The 18,543-nt window shown below is 72.9% G+C and carries 16 protein-coding genes; 14 read left to right on the top strand and 2 right to left on the bottom strand.

The window, feature by feature from the left end; all coding sequences use genetic code 11:
* Window positions 1–85: 85 nt before the first annotated feature.
* The 4 genes from PV343_RS27945 to PV343_RS27930 all read left to right on the top strand — a co-directional run bounded on the left by PV343_RS27945 (window position 86) and on the right by PV343_RS27930 (window position 5,657).
* The gene (locus PV343_RS27945) at window positions 86–229 is read left to right on the top strand and encodes a hypothetical protein (RefSeq protein ID WP_319149758.1); all 144 of its coding nucleotides are present in this window, start codon (window positions 86–88) and stop codon (window positions 227–229) included.
* A complete protein-coding gene (locus PV343_RS27940) occupies window positions 229–2,511 on the top strand; it encodes a TOMM precursor leader peptide-binding protein (protein WP_319149757.1) in 2,283 nt (760 codons plus the stop codon). The genes PV343_RS27945 and PV343_RS27940 overlap by 1 nt, the downstream gene beginning before the upstream one ends.
* Window positions 2,512–2,555: 44 nt before the next feature.
* Entirely contained in the window at window positions 2,556–3,233 is a 678-nt protein-coding gene (locus PV343_RS27935; protein WP_319149756.1) for a hypothetical protein, read from the top strand.
* A 144-nt stretch (window positions 3,234–3,377) separates the two neighbouring features.
* On the top strand, window positions 3,378–5,657 hold the full coding sequence (locus PV343_RS27930; protein ID WP_319149755.1) for a sensor histidine kinase: 2,280 nt from the start codon (window positions 3,378–3,380) through the stop codon (window positions 5,655–5,657).
* A 34-nt stretch (window positions 5,658–5,691) separates the two neighbouring features.
* Here PV343_RS27930 and PV343_RS27925 read toward each other — a convergent pair whose 3' ends face one another.
* Window positions 5,692–6,306 (bottom strand): DNA-binding response regulator, encoded by a 615-nt coding sequence (locus PV343_RS27925; RefSeq protein ID WP_319149754.1) that lies wholly within the window; start codon window positions 6,304–6,306, stop codon window positions 5,692–5,694.
* 253 nt (window positions 6,307–6,559) lie between these two features.
* Between PV343_RS27925 and PV343_RS27920 the strand changes: the two genes are divergently transcribed.
* The 7 genes from PV343_RS27920 to PV343_RS27890 all read left to right on the top strand — a co-directional run bounded on the left by PV343_RS27920 (window position 6,560) and on the right by PV343_RS27890 (window position 13,049).
* Window positions 6,560–6,853: a DUF6059 family protein gene (locus PV343_RS27920; RefSeq protein WP_319149753.1), complete on the top strand. Its 294-nt coding sequence runs from the start codon at window positions 6,560–6,562 to the stop codon at window positions 6,851–6,853.
* A 105-nt stretch (window positions 6,854–6,958) separates the two neighbouring features.
* Entirely contained in the window at window positions 6,959–8,671 is a 1,713-nt protein-coding gene (locus PV343_RS27915; RefSeq protein ID WP_319149752.1) for an AMP-binding protein, read from the top strand.
* Window positions 8,668–10,389: an acyl-CoA dehydrogenase gene (locus tag PV343_RS27910; RefSeq protein WP_319149751.1), complete on the top strand. Its 1,722-nt coding sequence runs from the start codon at window positions 8,668–8,670 to the stop codon at window positions 10,387–10,389. The genes PV343_RS27915 and PV343_RS27910 overlap by 4 nt, the downstream gene beginning before the upstream one ends.
* A complete protein-coding gene (locus PV343_RS27905; RefSeq protein WP_319149749.1) occupies window positions 10,386–11,213 on the top strand; it encodes a 4'-phosphopantetheinyl transferase family protein in 828 nt (275 codons plus the stop codon). Before PV343_RS27910 ends, PV343_RS27905 begins: the two co-directional genes overlap by 4 nt.
* Window positions 11,214–11,268: 55 nt before the next feature.
* Window positions 11,269–11,514 (top strand): hypothetical protein, encoded by a 246-nt coding sequence (locus PV343_RS27900; RefSeq protein WP_319149748.1) that lies wholly within the window; start codon window positions 11,269–11,271, stop codon window positions 11,512–11,514.
* Between the two features lie 48 nt (window positions 11,515–11,562).
* The gene (holA, locus tag PV343_RS27895) at window positions 11,563–12,552 is read left to right on the top strand and encodes a DNA polymerase III subunit delta (protein WP_319149747.1); all 990 of its coding nucleotides are present in this window, start codon (window positions 11,563–11,565) and stop codon (window positions 12,550–12,552) included.
* Between the two features lie 101 nt (window positions 12,553–12,653).
* On the top strand, window positions 12,654–13,049 hold the full coding sequence (locus tag PV343_RS27890; RefSeq protein WP_319149746.1) for a nuclear transport factor 2 family protein: 396 nt from the start codon (window positions 12,654–12,656) through the stop codon (window positions 13,047–13,049).
* Window positions 13,050–13,249: 200 nt separating this feature from the next.
* On the opposite strand, the gene rpsT is transcribed toward PV343_RS27890, so the two are convergent.
* Window positions 13,250–13,516 carry a 30S ribosomal protein S20 gene (gene rpsT, locus PV343_RS27885; RefSeq protein WP_133921250.1) on the bottom strand — a complete coding sequence of 89 codons (267 nt, stop codon included), beginning with the start codon at window positions 13,514–13,516 and terminating at the stop codon, window positions 13,250–13,252.
* A 226-nt stretch (window positions 13,517–13,742) separates the two neighbouring features.
* Between rpsT and lepA the strand changes: the two genes are divergently transcribed.
* The 3 genes from lepA to PV343_RS27870 all read left to right on the top strand — a co-directional run.
* Window positions 13,743–15,617 (top strand): translation elongation factor 4, encoded by a 1,875-nt coding sequence (gene lepA, locus PV343_RS27880; protein ID WP_020939940.1) that lies wholly within the window; start codon window positions 13,743–13,745, stop codon window positions 15,615–15,617.
* 260 nt (window positions 15,618–15,877) lie between these two features.
* A complete protein-coding gene (locus PV343_RS27875; protein WP_319149745.1) occupies window positions 15,878–17,749 on the top strand; it encodes an AMP-dependent synthetase/ligase in 1,872 nt (623 codons plus the stop codon).
* Window positions 17,750–18,012: 263 nt separating this feature from the next.
* Window positions 18,013–18,543, top strand: a 531-nt coding sequence (locus tag PV343_RS27870) for an ATP-binding protein (protein WP_319149825.1), incomplete at its 3' end; no start/stop codon positions are given.

Here is an 18,543-nt window from a genome sequence, read left to right as displayed (position 1 = left end):
CGGCACGACCGGAAACCGGGTGCCGACGGGGGGGTTCCCCCAACGTCAGCTCACTGACCAAGGGATGGATGTCATGCAGGGGAACATGATTGTCACGGGTGCCGGCCAGGACGACCTCGTCATCGAGGAGTTCGGGCGGAGCGCGATCGTCGGGCAGGTGCCGAGGCTGTGCCTCGGCTGCGGAGTGGCGCTTCCCGAGTCCGCCAAGTCCGCCCAGTACACCGCCTGATGGGCGTCGGCCGGACCGCCGTCCCCCTGCTGGGGTTCAAGCCGCACCTGCGGGTCGAGCAGGTGCCCGGTGAAGCGGTCTACCTGATCTCCGACCAGCGGGTGACCGCCCTGCACGGCCAGCAGATCAGCCGGCTCGCGCCCCTTCTGGACGGCACCCGGCCGCTGGAGCGGATCGCCCGCGACGCCGCGGACACGCTGCCCGCCGGACAGGCGGCCCGGCTGGTGTCCCGGCTGAGCGGCGCCGGACTCCTGTGCAACCGCGCCGAGCGCGTCGTGGAGCCGGAGCGGGCGGCCGAGGAGGCCTACTGGGAGGCGGGCGGCCTGGACGGCGACCGCGCTGCGGCCGCCCGCACGGACGGGACGGTCCAGGTGCTCGCGGTGGGGGGTGTCGACGCCGCCGAACTGTCCGCCTGCCTCGAGGCCGTCGGCCTCGCGACGGCCGAGCCCGGGTACGAGGCGGACGCCGCCCTCGCGGTGGTCCTCTGCGACGACTACCTCGACCCGGCGCTCGCCGCCGTGGACGCCGAGTTCCGCGCGGCCGGCCGGCGCTGGCTGCCGGTGAAGACCGAGGGCACCGAACTGTGGCTGGGTCCGTTCCTCGGCGGCGGGGACGGCCCCTGCTGGTCCTGCCTGGCCGAACGCCTGTGGCGGTCCCGCCCCGTGGAGGCGCACATCCAGCGGATGCTGGGCCGGTCCGGCCCGGTGCCGCGCCCCTCCTGCTCGCTGCCCGCGTCCCGGCTGACGGCGCTGCACCTGGCCGCGCTGGAGGCCGCCAAGTGGCTGGCCGGATACCGGCACGCGAGCCAGCAGGCATTGCGCACCCTCGACAGCCTGACGCTGGCCGGGGAGCAGCATCCGGTGAGCCTGCGCCCGCAGTGCGCGACGTGCGGCGAGCCGGGCATGGCCGCCGCCCAGGTGCAGACCCCCGTGGTGCTGCGCTCCCGGCTCAAGACGGACACCGGCGGCAACGGCCACCGCAGTCTCGGCCCGCGGCAGCTCCTGGACCGCTACGGGCACCTGGTGGACCCGATCACCGGGCTGGTCCGGGACATCACCCGCTATCCGTGCGGTCCGGAGTTCCTCAACTCCTACTGCGCCGGACTCAACCCGGCCGTCGCCGGCCAGGGGATCGGGGCGATCCGCGGCGGGCTGCGCGCCGCCGTGGGCGGCAAGGGGGCCACCGCGCTCCAGGCCCGGGTGAGCGCGCTGGCGGAGGCGCTGGAGCGGCACTCCGGGTACGCGGAGGGCGGCGAGGCGACGGTGCGCGGCAGCTACCACGCGCTCCGGGACCGCGCCGTCCACCCCGACACCGTCCAGCTGTACGACCCGAGGCAGTACGCCGGACGCGCCGAGTGGAACGAGGCCCACGGCCCGTTCCAGTATGTGTGCGAGCCCTTCGACGACGACCGGGAGACGGACTGGACGCCCATGTGGTCGCTGACCGAACGGCGCCGGAAACTGCTGCCGACGGCACTGCTCTACTACGGGGTGCCGCAGCCGCAGGGCGCCTTCACCTGCCTGGCCACCTCCAACGGCACGGCGGCGGGCGGCACCCTGGAGGACGCCGTGCTCCAGGGGTTCCTGGAACTCGTCGAACGCGACGCCCTCGCCCTGTGGTGGTACAACCGCACCCGACACCCCGCGGTGGACCTGGACGCCTTCGACGACCCCTGGATCACCGAACTGCGCCGCGTGCACGCCTCGCTGGGCCGTGAGGTCTGGGTGCTCGACATCACCGCCGACCTCGGCATCCCGGTGATGGCCGCGGTCTCCCGGCGCACCGACGGCGGACCTGAGCACATCATGTTCGGCTTCGGCGCCCACCTCGATCCGCGCGTCGCCCTGCGCCGCGCCCTGACCGAGCTGAACCAGATGATGCCGCACGTCCTCGAGGACGCCCCCGAGTGCATGACCGTCACCCGGGACGCCGATGTCGCCCACTGGCTGCGGACCGCCACCACGGCCGCCCACCCGTACCTGCTGCCGGACGGCTCGTCCCCCACCGGGCCCGACACGCACGCGTACACCCCCCGCGACGATCTGCGAGAGGACATCGAGGCCGCCGTGGCCCTCCTGCGGGAGCACGGGATGGAGCTGCTCGTGCTGGACCAGACACGTCCCGACGTGGGCCTTCCCGTGGTCCGGGTCGTCGTGCCCGGTCTGCGCCCGCACTGGGCCCGGTTCGCCCCGGGCCGTCTCTTCGACGTGCCGGTGGCTCTCGGCAGACGCGCCGAACCCACCCGGTACGAGGACCTCAACCCCGTACCGCTGTTCCTGTAGGCCCGCCGCCCGACCTCACCCCCCGTACACCCGGAAGGACCCCCATGCGCATCGACCGGCTCGCGGCCCCCGAACTCTCGGAGCTGTGGTCGCTGCGCGAGGACGTCACGGTCGGGTTCGACGGCGACGACGTGCTGCTGCGCACGCCGTGGGGCCGGCGTACCGTCCCCCGGCCCGCGCGCTCCGTCCGCGAGGCGCTGCGCCGGATGCTGCTCGGTCCGGTCTCCCTCGCCAACGTGGTCCCCGGATTCCCCGGCTACGACGTCCCCGAGGAGCACTGGGACGACGCGTCCCGGGAGCTGCTCACCGTCCTCGACGCGCACCAGGACGTGGTGGTCCGGCACCTGGCGGTCGGTGCCACCCTGTGCCTGAGCGTGCTGCCCGTGGCGCCCGGGGCCGGCTTCCGCCCGGCGTCGGCGGAGCCGGGCGGCCGGGCGCGGCTGCGGGACGACGTCCTGGCCCGGCGCGAGGGACGCACCACGGTCCTGTACTCCCCGCGCCTGCACCACCGCCTCGAACTGCACGGTCCCGAGGCCGACCGCCTCCTCGACCGGCTGAGCGGCCGTCGCGACGGCACCCCGGCACATCCCCCGCCGGCCGTCGCCCGCGCCGCACGCTGTTACGCGGCCGCCGCCGGACTGCTCGCCGAACGCGTCGCACCCGGCGGCGGACTGCCGCGGTCCGCCCAGGGGCTACTGAACGGTAAAGAAGATTCTTTATGATTCCGAACCGGGACTGTGCTGTGACCAAGCACTGTGGACCATGGGGGAATTTTGGGAATATTCGAAAACGGCCGCGCGGACGGGCAACCCGCGCCGGCCGGCAGTCAGGAACTACCGCCGCGTAAGGCGATAGCCATCACCGCGGTGGTTCTCGTCGGATTCTTCGTCATCGACGGCTCGTACGTCTGGGCCGAACACCCGCCCGCTTGGCAGCTCGGAGCCGCCCTGTTCGGCTTCGCGGCCATCCTCCTGCTGCAACTGGGCCACTCCTTCCCCAGGTTGTTCCCCGTCGCGCCCCGCTACCGGGTCGCGACGTGGGTGCTGCAGGGCCTGCTCGCCTATCTGCCGATCATGCGGTTCGGCGTGGCGTGGGGCGGTATGACGGAGTTCCTGACGGCCTCGGCGGTGCTGGTGTTCTCGGCCGAGATCGGCTGGCCCCTGTTCTGCCTCTGCGTCGTCGGGGACAGCGCGGTCTTCTTCCACTTCGCCGACGGCTGGGCCACGATCGCGTACAACACGACGGAGGCCGTGCTGATCCCGCTGATCGTGATCGGCCTGTCGCGGATGTCGGGCATGATCGTCCACCTGCACCGCTCCCGCGCCGAACTCGCCCGTCTGGCCGTCGACGGCGAACGGCTGCGCTTCGCACGGGACCTGCACGACGTGCTCGGCTACAGCCTCTCGGCGGTCTCCCTCAAGTGCGAACTGGCCTACCGTCTGCTCGCGGACGCCCCGGCGATGGCGCGGGACGAACTGACCGGGGTGCTCCGCACCTCCCGCAAGGCGCTGGCCGACGTGCGGTCGGTGAGCCGGGGGTACCGGGAGATGTCGCTCTCCGGCGAGGCGGACGCGGCCGTGTCGATGCTGGCCGCGGCCGGGATCAGGGCCGACGTGGGCTACGACTGCGGGCAGTTGCCGGGTCCGGTGGACACCGCGCTCGCGGCGGTGCTGCGCGAGGGCCTGACGAACATGCTGCGGCACAGCAAGGCCGAGCACTGCGTGATCAGGGCCGAGGCCCATGACGCCACCGCGCGCCTGAGTGTCGTCAACGACGGCGTCGGACGCGCGTCCCGGGTCGTGCACTCGGTCGCCGACGGGGGGCTCGCCGTCCTGGAACGGCGGATCCGCGCGCTCGGCGGTTCGCTCCGTCACGCACCGGACGCCGACGGCTGGTTCCGCATCGAGGCCGCGGTGCCGCTGAGCGAGCCGGCCCTGCCCGAGCCCGCCTCCTCCCGCCCCGCCCGGCGCGCCGCGTCCGGCGACGACGACGAGGCGCAGGCGTACGAGTGCGTGTACCCGGACATGGTGCCGACGGCGGCCACGGCGATCACCTCCGCCGTCCTCCTCGGCTACTTCGTGGCCTCGGCGGTCCTCGCTCTCTCCTTCGAGCCGGGCCCTGGACGGATGGCCGCGAGCGCGGCCTGGCTCGTGGGCGCCTGCGCCCTTCAGGTCGCCCAGTCGTTCCACTGGCGCCTGCCGTGGTCGGCGTGGTGGGCTGGATGGCCGCGGTACGCGGCGCTCGCACTGCAGGCGGCGTTCCAGTTCGTCCCGTCCCTGCTGTTCGGGATCGAGTGGCTGGGACTGCCCGGCTTCGTCGCGGGCTCCGCCCTCCTCGTGCTGCCCGCTGCCGCCGCCTGGCCGGTGGCCGCCGGCGTCGTCGCGAGCAGCACGCTCACGCTCTACCTCGTCGGCAACGCCACCCAGGACATCATCTACCTGTCCGCCTACGACGTGATCTGCGCACTGGTCGTCTTCGGCCTGTCCCGCATGGCCCAGCTCGCCTTCGAACTGCACTGGTCGCGCGCCGAGATCGCCCGGCTCGCCGTGATCACCGAACGCCTCCGCTTCGCCCGTGACCTGCACGACCTGCTCGGGTTCAGCCTCTCCGCGATCACCCTCAAGTGCGAACTGGTCCGCAGGCTGGCCGAGGACAAGCCGGTGCAGGCCCAGGGGGAACTCACCGAGGTGCTCCAGATCGTCCGGCAGGCGCTGGCCGACGTACGGACGGTGGCGGGCGGCACCCACCGGATGAGCCTGAGCGCGGAGGCCGAGAGCGCGGTGACCATGCTGGCCGGCGTCGGCATCCAGGCACAGGTCCGGCTCCACTGCGGTGAGCTGCCCGGCGACGTCGACACCGTCCTCGCGACCCTGCTGCGGGAGGGGATGACCAACGTCCTGCGGCACAGCCAGGCCAAGCGGTGCCTGATCACCGCCGAGCGCGTGGCGGGGGCGGTACGGCTCTCACTGGTCAACGACGGGGTGCACGGCTCCGGAGAGCCCGTGCTCGACTCCCGTGGCGGCGGGAGCGGCATCGGGAACCTGTCGACGCGCGTGACGGCGGTCGGCGGCTCCCTTTCGGCGGGACCGCGGACGGACGGCTGGTTCGAACTGGCGGCTGAGGTGGAGCTCGCGCCGGCGGGTTAGCGGCGCACCGGGGCGCCGGCCCTGCCCGGCGCCCCTACTGGGCCCGCAGCCAGCCCGCCTCGCGGGCGATGCGGATCGCGTCCACCCGGTTGCGGGCGTTGAGCTTGCTGACGGCCGAGGTCAGGTAGTTGCGCACGGTCCCGGAGGACAGGTGGAGCCGCGAGGCGATGTGGGACGGCTCATGACCCTCCGCCGCGAGTTGCAGGACCTCCTGCTCCCGCCCGGTGAGCGGGGACGGCCCGGAGTCCAGCGTGGCGAGGGCCAGTTGGGGGTCGATGACCCGCTCACCCGCGGCGACCTTGCGGATCGCGTCGCACAGCGCGTCGGGGTCGGAGTCCTTCGGCAGGAAGCCGGAGACGTGGGCCGCCAGGGCCCGCCGCAGGTTCCCGGGTCTGCCCAGGCTGGTGAGGATCAGGGTGCGGCACTCCGGCACGGATTCGTGCAGCGAGGCCGCGGCGGTGATGCCGTCGGTGCCGGGGAGGTCGATGTCGAGAACGGCGACGTCCGGTCGCAGCGCGAGGGCGGTCGGCACGATGTCGGAGCCGGACGACAGCTCCGCCACGATCTCCAGTCCCGCTTCCAGCTGGATCAGCGAGACCAGCGCCTTGCGCAGCATGTGCATGTCCTCGGCTATGAGAACTCGTACCACTCATGCCCCCCGTGTCTCAGTTGAATCAGACTCGGCCAAGTATGCCGCACACGCTGATCGATACGGATGGCCGGAATCAGTAGCTTCGCGACACACCCTTTCGCGACCTCTCCACCGAAGCTCCAGTGGTTCTCCGGCGCTTCTCCGGCCTGCCCTCCCATCCTCCCTGCCACCCCGGCCGCCGACCGGCCGGAGGTGAAGGGAGAGGCGACCGAGATGAACGGATACCGCGGCTTGAAAGGTGTGCTCTGACATGGCCCGATGGAAGCGTCCCGGCCACTGGCGCCGTCGGCTCGGCCGCTGGCTGCGACCGGTGGGACACGCCCTCATGGTCCACGGCGGCGTCGATCTGTACCTCGCGGCGGCGGACAGCACCCGGGCCGGGCTCCGCGGCCTCGGCGACGGCTTCCCGCTGATGGCCGCCGTCGACGCCGACGGCCCGCCGCCCGGCCACCCGGAACGACTGCGCCCCGACCTCCCGCTCAGCCCGCAGGAGATGGACCTCCTGCACGATCTGCTCGACGGGGCGCCGCGGTTCCGCCGATGACCGGACCAGGGCCGACCAGCACGATCGATCGTCAAGTGTTCGTCAAGGACCGGCACGCAGAGTAGGAGTGGACAGGCATTCGCACCGGCGCAGGGGGAGCAGGGTATGACAGCGGCGACGAGCTTCACACGCGCACTGGCACAGCGGTTCTCCGCGAGTGCCGGGGACACCGCGCTGCTCTGCCTGGACGAAACCGGCCGGGCCACCGCCCACGACTACCGCGAACTGGACGCCCGGGCCCGCACCGTGGCCGCAGCGCTGCGCGGGCGCCGGGCCGCGGGCGTCCCGGTCCTGGTCGCCACCGACAGCGGCCCGGACACGGTGGCGGCCCTGCTCGGCTGCCTGTACGCGGGGGCAGTCGCGGTCCCCGTACCCCCACCGGACGCCTCGCGGGCCGCCGCCGAACGCACCGCCGCCATCGCCGCGGAGACCGACGCGCCCCTGCTGCTCACCCACTCCGCGCACGCCCCCGAGTTCTCCCGCCGGCTCGCCGACGCCGGACGCTCCGCGGTCGTGTGCCTCGCGGTCGACCACCTGCCGGCCGCCGCCGCCGACGGGGAGCCGCCCGCCCCCGGCCCCGGGGACACCGCCCTCATCCAGTACACCTCCGGCAGCACCGCCGCCCCGCGCGGCGTCCGTGTCACGCACGCCAACCTGCTCGCCGTCATGCGGGCGCTCCAGGACGCCCTGCGCACGGACCGGACGGCCCGCATCGGCGGCTGGCTGCCGCTCCACCACGACCTGGGCCTCATCGGCCAGCTCCTGCACCCCCTCTGGCTCGGCGCCACCGCGGTCCTCATGCCCCAGAGCCTGTTCGCCGCCGACCCGCTGCGCTGGCTGCGCGAGGTCGCCCGGCACGGCGTCACCGTCACCGCCGCCCCCGACTCGGCGTACGCCCGCTGCCTGGCCGCCGTCACCGACGCCGACCTCGCGGAGCTCGACCTCGGCCGGCTGACGGTCGCCGTCAACGCGTCCGAGCCCGTCTCGGCCGTCACCCAGGACGCCTTCGCACGCCGCTTCGCCGCCGCGGGCCTGCGCACCGGCGCGCTGGTCGCGGGCTACGGCCTCGCCGAGGCGACCCTGCTGGTCAGCGTCGGCGGCCCGGGCCCGGCGCGGACCACCACCGTCGGCGCCGCCGCACTGGACCACGGCACGCTCACCCCTCCCGTCCCGGGCCGTCCGGTGCGCACGGTCGTCGGCTGCGGCCGCCCGGCCCCGGACACCGTGCGCATCGTCGACCCGGACACCTCCGCGGTCCTCACGGACGGAACGGTCGGGGAGATCTGGGTCCGCGGCGCGGCGGTCACGGCCGGATACTGGCGCCGCCCCACGGAGACCGCCGCCGCCTTCGACGCGGTCACCGCCCGCGGCGAACACGGCTTCCTGCGCACCGGCGACCTCGGTGCCCTGTCCGACGGCGAGCTGTACGTCACCGGCCGTATCAAGGACGCCCTCCTGATCGACGGCCGAACCCTGCACCCCCAGGAGGCCGAACGTCAACTGGCGCGCACCGGAGCCCCGTTCGGATCGGCCGTCGTGCTCGCCGCTCCCGCCGAACGGGAGGAGATCGTGGCCATCCAGGAGGTCCACGGCACCGGCTGGAGCACCCGTCAGCTGGCGGACCTGGCCGACCGGGTGCGGGGCCGGCTGCACGGCGAGTTCGGCGCCGACCCCGGCCGGGTGGTCCTGGTCCGCCCCGGCACCGTCCGCCGCACGACCAGCGGCAAGGTCCGCCGCTCCCTGATGCGCGACCTGTACCTGCGCGGCGAGTTGAGGCCGCTGTACGCCCGCGCGGCGGAGGGAGGGCTCAGCCCGTGACCGTGGAACTCCGTGAGCGGGACGACGTCCGCCGCCGGGCCGCCCGCCTCGAACGCCGGCTCGGCGACCCCGGCGACCCCACCAACCCCCTCGGCTTCCGGGCCCTCCTCACCGCCGACGACGCCTGCGAACTCCTGCCGGACGCGGAGGCGTTGCTCGACGACGAGGGGTTCGGCGCGGAGCTGGTCCCGGTCGCGCTGGGCGGCCGGCTGCACGACGCCGAGAGCCTCGTCCACGTGCTGCGCCCCGTCTTCCGCCGCGACGTGGCCCTCGGCTTCGGTTACGGCATCACCTCGCTGTTCGCGGCGGCCCCGGTCTTCGCCGCCGGATCGCCGGCCCAACGCGCCCACGTGGCACGGCTGCTGGCGTCCGGCGGCCGGGCCGCGATCGTGCACCGCTCCCTCGCGCACGGCACCGCGATGCTCCGCGGCGAGGTCGACGCCCTGCCGGACGGCGACGGCTACCTGCTGCGCGGCCGCAAGGACGTCGTCGTCAACGCCGACCGGGCGGGCGCGGTCGTCGCCTACGTCCGGACCGATCCCGCGCCCGGCCCGGCCGCCCACTCGGTGCTGCTGCTCGACCCCGACGCCCTGCGCGGCGACGGGCTCAGACTGCTCGGCCGCCGCCCCACCACCGGCATGCGCGGCTGCCGCTTCGCCGGATACGAGTTCGAGGACTGCCGGGTCTCCGGCGCCGCCCTGGTCGGCGCGGAGGGCGCCGGCGTACGCCTCGCCCTGCGCACCTTCCAGCTCAACCGCACCCTCATCACCGGCGCGGTGATCGCCTCCGTGGACACCGTGCTGCGCTCGGCGCTGCGCACCGCCCTCGCCGCCGGCGCCCTCGGCCGACGGCAGCGCGGCGTCCTGGCGGGCGTGTTCGCGGACCTCCTGGCGAGCGACAGCTGCGCCACCGCCGTACTCCGCGCCCTGTCCCTGCTCCCGGACAGCGCCCATCTGGCCGCAGCCGGACTCAAGTACCTCGTGCCCGACCTGCTCCGCGACGATCTCGAGGAGCTGGCCACGGTGCTCGGCGCCGGCGGCTACAGCCGTGACACCGACCAGGGCATGCTCTCCAAACTGCTGCGCGACCTGCCCGCCGCCGGTCTCGGCCACGCCGGCACCGCCTCCTGCCAGGCCGTCGTCATCCCCCAGCTGCCCCTGCTCGCCCGCACCTCCTGGGGCGTCGAACCCGAGCCCGCCGACGCCCTCTTCGCCCCCGGCGCCCGGGTCCCCGCCCTCGACCTCACCGCCCTCCAGGTGGCCGGCGGCGGCGACTTCCTTGCCGCGGCGCTCGGCGCCGGCGCCGACCGCCTCGCCGGGGACACCGTCCCGGGCCCGTACGGCACCATCCTGCGCACCATGGCCACCGCCTTCCGGGATGCCCTGCGGGAGCTGCGGGACGACTGCCGCGCCGTGGAGCCGGGCGACCGGGCGGCACTCACCGGCCCCGCCATGGCCGCACGCGCCGACCGCCACGCGGTGCTCTGCGTGATCGGGGCCGCCCTCGCCACCTGGGAACGGCACACCGAGGGCTTCCTCGCCGACCCGGCCTGGCTCGTCCTGGCGCTGCACCGGCTGGGCCGCCGGCTCGGCCTCACCCTGCCACCCCTCCCCGCGGACTGCGTCGACCGCGTGATGGAGGAACTGCTGGCGCGCTTCGCCGCCGGCCGCGGTCTCGACCTCCACGACGCGCCCCTGGCGGAAGCAGGTATCCCGTGAACAGTCCCGCCGTAGCGGCGCCCCTCCACATGCCCGGGCCGGACAGCCCGTGGAGCCGGGTCAGGCAGTCCATGGCCTGGCACGGCCACGTCGTCGTCCACGCGTCGTGGCGCGGCTGGCTGCCCGCCACCCTGGCCGACCCCCGGCTGCGCCCGGTGCTCGGCGCCCGCGACTGGCAGCGGCTGCACGCCCTGACCGACCCGCAGGCCCGCGACCGCTTCGCGGCCTCCCGGCTGCTGCTGAAGCACACGGCCGGAGCCGTCCTGCAGACCCCGCCGGACGCGGTGGAACTCGCGTCCAAGGCGGGCGGACGTCCGTATCTGCGGGGCTGCGACCAGATCGAGGTGAGCCTCAGTCACACCGGCGACCTGCTGGTGGTCGGCCTGAACCGGCGCGGCCGGATCGGCGTCGACACCGAGCGGAGCGACCGCCGCATCCAGTACTCGGCGGTCGAGCGCCATGTGTGCACCCCGGCCGAGCGCCGCCGCCTGGCCGCCCTCCCCGAGGAGGAGCAGCAGCGCGACCTCCTGCGCACCTGGGTCCTGAAGGAGGCCTACACCAAGGCGCTCGGGCAGGGCATGCGGATGGGTTTCACCCAGTTCGGCTTCGACCCGGACCACCGCGCGCTGCTCACCCCGACGGGCACCCCGGCCTCGCACGGCGAGTGGTCCTTCGGCACCTTCGGGCTGGACGGCGGCCATCTGATCGGCGTGGCCTGCCACGACGCGGGCTACGGCGACGAGGGCGACACGGCGGTCTCCACCATGCTCGACGAGGGATTCCTCGGCGAGGTCGTCGACCTGGTCGGCCGGACCTCGCGCTGAGCACGGGTGCGCGGGCGTACCGGGGCCGTGCCGCGCGTACCGGACAATGAATCCCGTGAGCGATGTGAGACATGTGCTGGTCCTGCCCGACCGCGACGCCGCGGACGAGGCGGCGGAGGCACTGGGGGAGCGGTTCGGCCTCGACGAGGAACCGCGGATCGTGCGGGACGCGCTGGCGGGGGAGGACGACGCCGAGGACGCCCAGTGGCTGGTGGTGCTGACGGACGAGAAGGAGCGCCTCGACGCGGCGGAGCTGGACTCCTTCGCGGGGGAGTGGGACGGCTGGCGGGAGGAGCCGTGATCCGGCGGCGCGGACGCGTTGTCGGTGCCGCGTGGGATGCTGTCGGTGATGGCCAAGAAGACCACTGACGACGACCTCCTCGCACCCGTCACCCTGGCGGTGGGCCAGGAGGAGCTGCTGCTCGACCGTGCCGTGCGGGAGGTGGTGGCCGCCGCGCGGGCCGCGGACGCCGACACCGATGTGCGGGACCTGACGTCGGACCAGGTGCAGCCCGGCACGCTGGCCGAGCTGACGAGTCCCTCGCTCTTCGCCGAGCGCAAGGTCGTGGTCGTGCGCAACGCGCAGGACCTGTCGGCCGACACGCTCAAGGACGTGAAGGCGTACCTCGGGTCGCCCGCGGAGGAGATCACACTGGTGCTGCTGCACGCGGGCGGTGCGAAGGGCAAAGGGCTGCTCGACGCCGCGCGCAAGGCGGGGGCGCGGGAGGTGGCGTGCCCGAAGATGACCAAGCCGGCGGACCGGCTGGCGTTCGTGCGCGGGGAGTTCCGCGGGTTCGGGCGGTCGGCCACGCCCGAGGCGTGCCAGGCGCTGGTCGACGCGATCGGCAGCGACCTGCGCGAGCTGGCCTCGGCGGCGGCGCAGCTCGTCGCCGACGTCGAGGGGACGATCGACGAGGCCGTCGTCGGGCGCTACTACACCGGCCGTGCCGAGGCCTCCAGCTTCACGGTCGCCGACCGGGCGGTGGAGGGACGTACGGCGGAGGCCCTGGAGGCGCTGCGGTGGTCGCTGGCCACCGGCGTGGCCCCCGTGATGATCACCAGCGCGCTCGCCCAGGGGGTGCGGGCGATCGGGAAGCTGTCGTCGGCGCGCGGTGGCCGGCCCGCCGACCTGGCCCGTGAGCTGGGGATGCCGCCGTGGAAGATCGACCGGGTGCGCCAGCAGATGCGGGGCTGGACGCCGGACGGGGTGGCCGTGGCCCTGCGGGCGGTCGCGGAGGCCGACGCCGGGGTGAAGGGCGGCGGCGACGACCCCGAGTACGCCCTGGAGAAGGCGGTCGTGACCATCGCGCGGGCCGCGCGGTCCCGGGGCCGGGGCTGAGCCGCCCGGCGCGGTGATCCAGTCGCCCCGTGCCTGCCGCGGCGAGGAGAATCGGAGCTGTCAGCCGCACCTCGCCGACGCGTGGAAAGGTGGCGATCGCCATGGCTGAACACCCGCACGCGACCCTCGTCCGCAAGGGGTACGACGCCTTCCTCCGCGTCGACATGGACGCCCTGCGCGGGCTGATGACGGCCGACGTCACGCACCATGTCCCCGGCAGGCACCCGCTGTCCGGGGACTTCAAGGGGCAGGACGCGGTCATCGGCATGTACGAGCGGCTCTTCCAGGAGACCGGCGGCAGCTTCCGCGCGGACCTGCGCGGCGTGTTCGTCGACGGCCGGGGTCACGCCGTCGCGCTGCACCACATCACCGCGGAGCGCGAGGGCAGGCGTCACCACGAGGACGGCTGCCTGGTCCTGCGGATCGTCGGGGACAAGATCACCGACATCGACGAGTGCGTACCGGACCTCGGCAAGTTCGACGACTTCTGGGCCTGAGGCGGCCGCGACGCGGGGAGCATGCCGAAGGCCCCGGCGCCCGCCCTGGGGAAGGGAGGGTGCCGGGGCCTTCGGACCAAGCTGCCGGATCCGCGCCCGCGTGGCGAACGCAGGCCGCGCGCGGATCCTGGGGTGCCGGTCGGGAGCGGATGAGAGAGGGCCCGCTCTGGGTCCTTCCGGCGGTCAGATCAGTAAGGGTCTCAGCCCTTGAGCGCGACGACCTTGGAAGCAAGCGCCGACTTCTTGTTGGCGGCCTGGTTCTTGTGGATGACGCCCTTGGAGACGGCCTTGTCGAGCGCACGCGCGGCAGCGCGCTGCAGCTCGGTGGCCTTCTCGACGTCACCCGCGGCAGCGGCCTCGCGGGCCTTGCGGATCGCGGTCTTCAGGGAGGACTTGACGGCCTTGTTGCGCTGCCGAGCCTTCTCGTTGGTCTTGATCCGCTTGATCTGGGACTTGATGTTCGCCACGAAGGAGCCTTTTCAGGTTCAGGCACGGGGCCGCTCGGGTCCCGTGCCGGTGATCCAAAATTTCTCTGACGTGCCTCGTGCTGAGAGGGCATGAGGCACAGCCATCTACAGTACCAGTGGCCCTGCGAGCGGCCCAAAACGGTCCCCGGTCCCGCCGCGTGGGACCATGGAGACTACGTATCGATCCGACCCGAGGCATAAGGCGCCTCAAGAGACAGGACCCTGCGTGCCCGCGACCCCTAACCATGTGCCCGAGCCGAGCCGTACCGACCCGGCTCTGATCCGCAATTTCTGCATCATCGCGCACATCGACCACGGCAAGTCCACGCTCGCCGACCGGATGCTCCAGCTGACCGGTGTGGTCGAGCAGCGGCAGATGCGTGCTCAGTACCTCGACCGTATGGACATCGAGCGCGAGCGCGGCATCACGATCAAGTCCCAGGCGGTGCGTCTGCCCTGGGCCCCGACCGAGGGCCCCGACCAGGGCACGGCCCACATCCTCAACATGATCGACACCCCGGGGCACGTCGACTTCACCTACGAGGTCTCGCGGTCGCTGGCCGCCTGCGAGGGGACCATCCTCCTCGTCGACGCCGCCCAGGGCATCGAGGCGCAGACCCTCGCCAACCTCTACCTGGCGATGGAGAACGACCTCACGATCATCCCCGTGCTGAACAAGATCGACCTGCCGGCCGCGCAGCCGGAGAAGTTCGCCGAGGAGCTGGCGAACCTGGTCGGCTGCGACCCGGAGGATGTGCTCAAGGTCTCCGCGAAGACCGGTCTCGGCGTTGACGCGCTGCTGAACAAGGTCGTCAAGGAGATCCCGCCGCCGGTCGGTGTCGCCGACGCGCCCGCCCGCGCGATGATCTTCGACTCGGTCTACGACTCCTACCGCGGTGTCGTGACGTACGTGCGTGTCATCGACGGCCAGCTCAACAGGCGCGAGCGCATCCGCATGATGTCGACGGGCGCCACGCACGAGCTGCTGGAGATCGGTGTCACCTCGCCCGAGATGCTGCCGGCCGACGGGCTCGGGGTGGGTGAGGTGGGCTACCTCATCACCGGTGTGAAGGACGTCCGCCAGTCGAAGGTCGGTGACACCGTCACCAGCCAGGCCAAGGGCGCCACCGAGGCGCTCGGCGGTTACAAGGACCCGAAGCCGATGGTCTTCTCGGGTCTGTATCCGCTGGACGGCTCCGACTACCCCGAGCTGCGCGAGGCCCTCGACAAGCTCCAGCTCAACGATGCGGCGCTGGTCTACGAGCCGGAGACGTCCGCGGCCCTCGGCTTCGGCTTCCGCGTCGGCTTCCTCGGCCTGCTGCACCTGGACGTGATCCGGGAGCGGCTGGAGCGCGAGTTCGGGCTCGACCTGATCGCGACCGCGCCGAACGTGGTCTACCGCGTGGTCATGGAGGACGGGACCGAGCACACGGTCACCAACCCCAGCGAGTTCCCCGAGGGCAAGATCGACGAGGTGTACGAGCCGGTCGTGCGCGCCACCATCCTGGCGCCGACCGAGTTCATCGGCTCGATCATGGAGCTGTGCCAGACCCGGCGCGGCACCCTGCTCGGCATGGACTACCTCTCCGAGGACCGGGTCGAGATCCGCTACACCCTCCCGCTCGCGGAGATCGTGTTCGACTTCTTCGACCAGCTGAAGTCCAAGACCCGCGGCTACGCCTCCCTGGACTACGAGCCCACCGGCGAGCAGACGTCGAGCCTCGTCAAGGTCGACATCCTGCTGCACGGCGACAAGGTCGACGCCTTCTCGGCCATCACCCACAAGGACCAGGCGTACGCCTACGGTGTGCGGCTCGTGGCCAAGCTCAAGGAGCTCATCCCGCGGCAGGCCTTCGAGGTGCCGGTCCAGGCCGCCATCGGCTCCCGGGTGATCGCCCGCGAGACCATCCGCGCCATCCGCAAGGACGTCCTCGCCAAGTGCTACGGCGGTGACATCTCCCGCAAGCGGAAGCTGCTGGAGAAGCAGAAGGAAGGCAAGAAGCGGATGAAGATGGTGGGTTCCGTGGAGGTTCCGCAGGAGGCCTTCATCGCGGTGCTCTCCAGCGATGACAGCGCGGGGTCGGCCAAGAGCAAGAAGTAACCGGGGGTAACAACGGGTCGCGTCCGCATTCCGGGCATCGGGGGGCTCGTCGTGCGAAAGTGCGGCGGGCCCCTACGCGTGCGTAGCGTCGCTCTGCGTGGAAAGAGACAGGCCGATGCCCCTTACGCAGCGGGCGGTCGCGCCTTACTCTGATCCCCTGCTCGATAGTTACTCGCGAGTTAAACAAGCGCGCGAACCCCACCGTGAGTCAACCCAGCCGCACCGAGTCAGCCGCACTGTCGCGGGCCCCGGAGGATGTCGTGAGCGACACACAGACCCTGATCGAGAACCGTCCGCCGTCCGTCGCGGCCCTCTTCCTTGAGCGCGTGGCGGCCACACCGGACGCCGAGGCCTACCGCTACCCCTTGCCCTCCACCGGGCAGGGCCCCGACGACTGGAAGTCGCTGAGCTGGGGCGAGGCGGCGCAGCGGGTGTACGCGATCGCGGCCGGCCTGATCGAACTGGGCCTGGGACCGGAGCAGCGGGTGGCGCTGGCGTCCTCCACCCGCGTCGAGTGGATCCTGGCCGACCTCGGCATCATGTGCGCGGGCGGCGCCACCACGACCGTCTACCCGCAGACCAACGCCGACGAGTCGGCGTTCATCCTCGCCGACTCCGAGAGCCGGGTGCTGATCGCCGAGGACGCGGCCCAGGCCGCCAAGGCGGTGGAGAAGCGCGCCGAGCTGCCCGCCCTGACCAAGGTCGTCGTCATCGACCCGGCCGGCGTCGAGACGGACGACTGGGTGACCACGCTCACCGAGCTGGAGCGGCGCGGCACCGCCTACCTGGAGAAGCACCCCCAGCTGATCAAGGAGCGGGTCGGCGCGATCACCAAGGACCAGCTCGCCACCCTCATCTACACCTCCGGCACCACCGGCCGCCCCAAGGGGGTCAGGCTCCCGCACGACAACTGGTCGTACATGGCGAAGGCCATCGCGTCGACCGGCCTGGTCACCATGGACGACGTGCAGTACCTGTGGCTGCCGCTCGCGCACGTCTTCGGCAAGGTGCTCACCTCCGGCCAGATCGAGGTCGGCCACGTCACGGCCGTCGACGGCCGCGTCGACAAGATCATCGAAAACCTGCCGGTGGTGCAGCCGACGTACATGGCGGCCGTGCCGCGGATCTTCGAGAAGGTCTACAACGGCGTCGCGGCCAAGGCCCGCGAGGGCGGCGCGGCCAAGTACAGGATCTTCCAGTGGGCCGCCGAGGTCGCCCGCGAGTACGCCAAGGTCACCCAGGACAACTTCCGCCGCACCGGCACCGCCACCGCTCCGTTCGGGCTCGCCGCCAAGCACAAGGTGGCCGACACCCTCGTCTACGCCAAGCTCCGCGAGGCCTTCGGCGGCCGGCTGCGCGCCTGTGTCTCCGGCGCCTCCGCGCTCGCGCCCGAGATCGGCTACTTCTTCGCCGGCGCCGGCATCCACATCCTGGAGGGCTACGGCCTCACCGAGTCCTCCGCGGCCTCCTTCGTCAACCCGGGCGAGGCGTACCGGACCGGCACGGTCGGCAAGCCGCTGCCCGGCACCGAGGTCCGCATCGCCGACGACGGCGAGATCCTGCTGCGCGGCCCCGGCATCATGGACGGCTACCACCAGCAGCCCGAGAAGACCGCCGAGGTGCTGGAGTCGGACGGCTGGTTCCACACCGGTGACATCGGCGAGCTGTCGCCCGACGGCTACCTGCGCATCACCGACCGCAAGAAGGACCTCATCAAGACCTCCGGCGGCAAGTACGTCGCCCCCGCCGAGGTCGAGGGCCAGTTCAAGGCGGTGTGCCCCTACGTCTCCAACATCCTGGTGCACGGCGCCGACCGGAACTACTGCACCGCGCTCATCGCGCTCGACGAGCCCTCCATCCTGCAGTGGGCCAAGGACAACGGCCTCGAGGGCAGGTCCTACGCCGAGGTCGTCGCCGCGCCGCAGACCGTCGAGATGGTCGAGGGGTACGTCAAGGAGCTCAACGAGGGCCTGCAGCGCTGGCAGACCATCAAGAAGTTCCGGCTGCTGCCGCGCGACCTCGACGTGGAGCACGGCGAGATCACGCCGAGCCTGAAGCTGAAGCGGCCGGTGGTCGAGCGGGAGTACAAGGGCCTGATCGACGAGATGTACGCGGGCACGCGGGAGGCCTGAGCCGGCCGACCGGTCCCGGAGGCCACCCGGCCCTCCGGGACCGGCGCATGCCCGGAACGGATGAAAAGGACCCACCAGCCCCCGACCAGCCCCCACCCGCCCGGGCGGCCCGCGGCGGCGTGGACGGCGGCCGTGTGGTGGCTTTCCGCTCATTTTCCGACCGCCTTCGAGCACACCCGTAGCACAGTTCTCGCGGGCGGCTGTCCACTTCGGTAACTCAGCGCTTAGGTCCCGGGTCTTTCTGTCACCCTGGCCGCATGGACATGGCTGCGATACCGACGCAGCGGGAGACCGGCTCCCGGGCCTGTGACGCGCCCGCGCACCCCGGCGCGGGCCCGCGCGCCCGGGGGCGTGCCACCCTGCCCGGCAGCCCCCTCGCGCCCGGCTCCGCCCGTGCCCTGCTGCGCGCCGCGTTCGCCGAGTGGGCCGACCAGGGCCTCACCGACCCCGCGACCTCCGCCCGGCTGGCCGAGGACGCCATGGCCGTCGTCGGCGAACTCGTCACCAACGCCGTCCTGCACGCGGGCACCGAGGTGGTGGTCGACTGGCGCCTCGAGGAGACCGGCGCGTTCGTCGTCGAGGTGGAGGACCAGCACCCGGCCCGCGCCCCGCGCGACCCCGGCGGCGAGCCGCCCCAGGAGGCCTCCGAGCACGGGCGCGGACTGCGCCTGGTCGCCACGCTCGCCGAGTCCTGGGGCGTCACCTACCGCACCGACGCCAAGACGGTGTGGGCCCGGCTGCCCGCCGGCGGCCGGGCGCGCCCGCGCCCGCCGGCCGCCGCGCCCGCCCTGGAG

The sequence above is a fragment of the Streptomyces sp. WI03-4A genome (genome assembly GCF_033792105.1).
In the GTDB taxonomy this organism is placed as follows: domain Bacteria; phylum Actinomycetota; class Actinomycetes; order Streptomycetales; family Streptomycetaceae; genus Streptomyces; species Streptomyces collinus_A.
This window is presented reverse-complemented; position numbering and strand designations above follow the sequence as displayed.

Excerpts from the sequence above, each read along its gene's own strand:
- PV343_RS27945 (WP_319149758.1), top strand. The coding sequence starts at position 86 with ATGATTGTCACGGGTGCCGGCCAGGACGACCTCGTCATCGAGGAGTTC.
- PV343_RS27940 (WP_319149757.1), top strand. The coding sequence starts at position 229 with ATGGGCGTCGGCCGGACCGCCGTCCCCCTGCTGGGGTTCAAGCCGCAC.
- PV343_RS27935 (WP_319149756.1), top strand. The coding sequence starts at position 2,556 with ATGCGCATCGACCGGCTCGCGGCCCCCGAACTCTCGGAGCTGTGGTCG.
- PV343_RS27920 (WP_319149753.1), top strand. The coding sequence starts at position 6,560 with ATGGCCCGATGGAAGCGTCCCGGCCACTGGCGCCGTCGGCTCGGCCGC.
- PV343_RS27915 (WP_319149752.1), top strand. The coding sequence starts at position 6,959 with ATGACAGCGGCGACGAGCTTCACACGCGCACTGGCACAGCGGTTCTCC.
- holA (WP_319149747.1), top strand. The coding sequence starts at position 11,563 with ATGGCCAAGAAGACCACTGACGACGACCTCCTCGCACCCGTCACCCTG.
- PV343_RS27890 (WP_319149746.1), top strand. The coding sequence starts at position 12,654 with ATGGCTGAACACCCGCACGCGACCCTCGTCCGCAAGGGGTACGACGCC.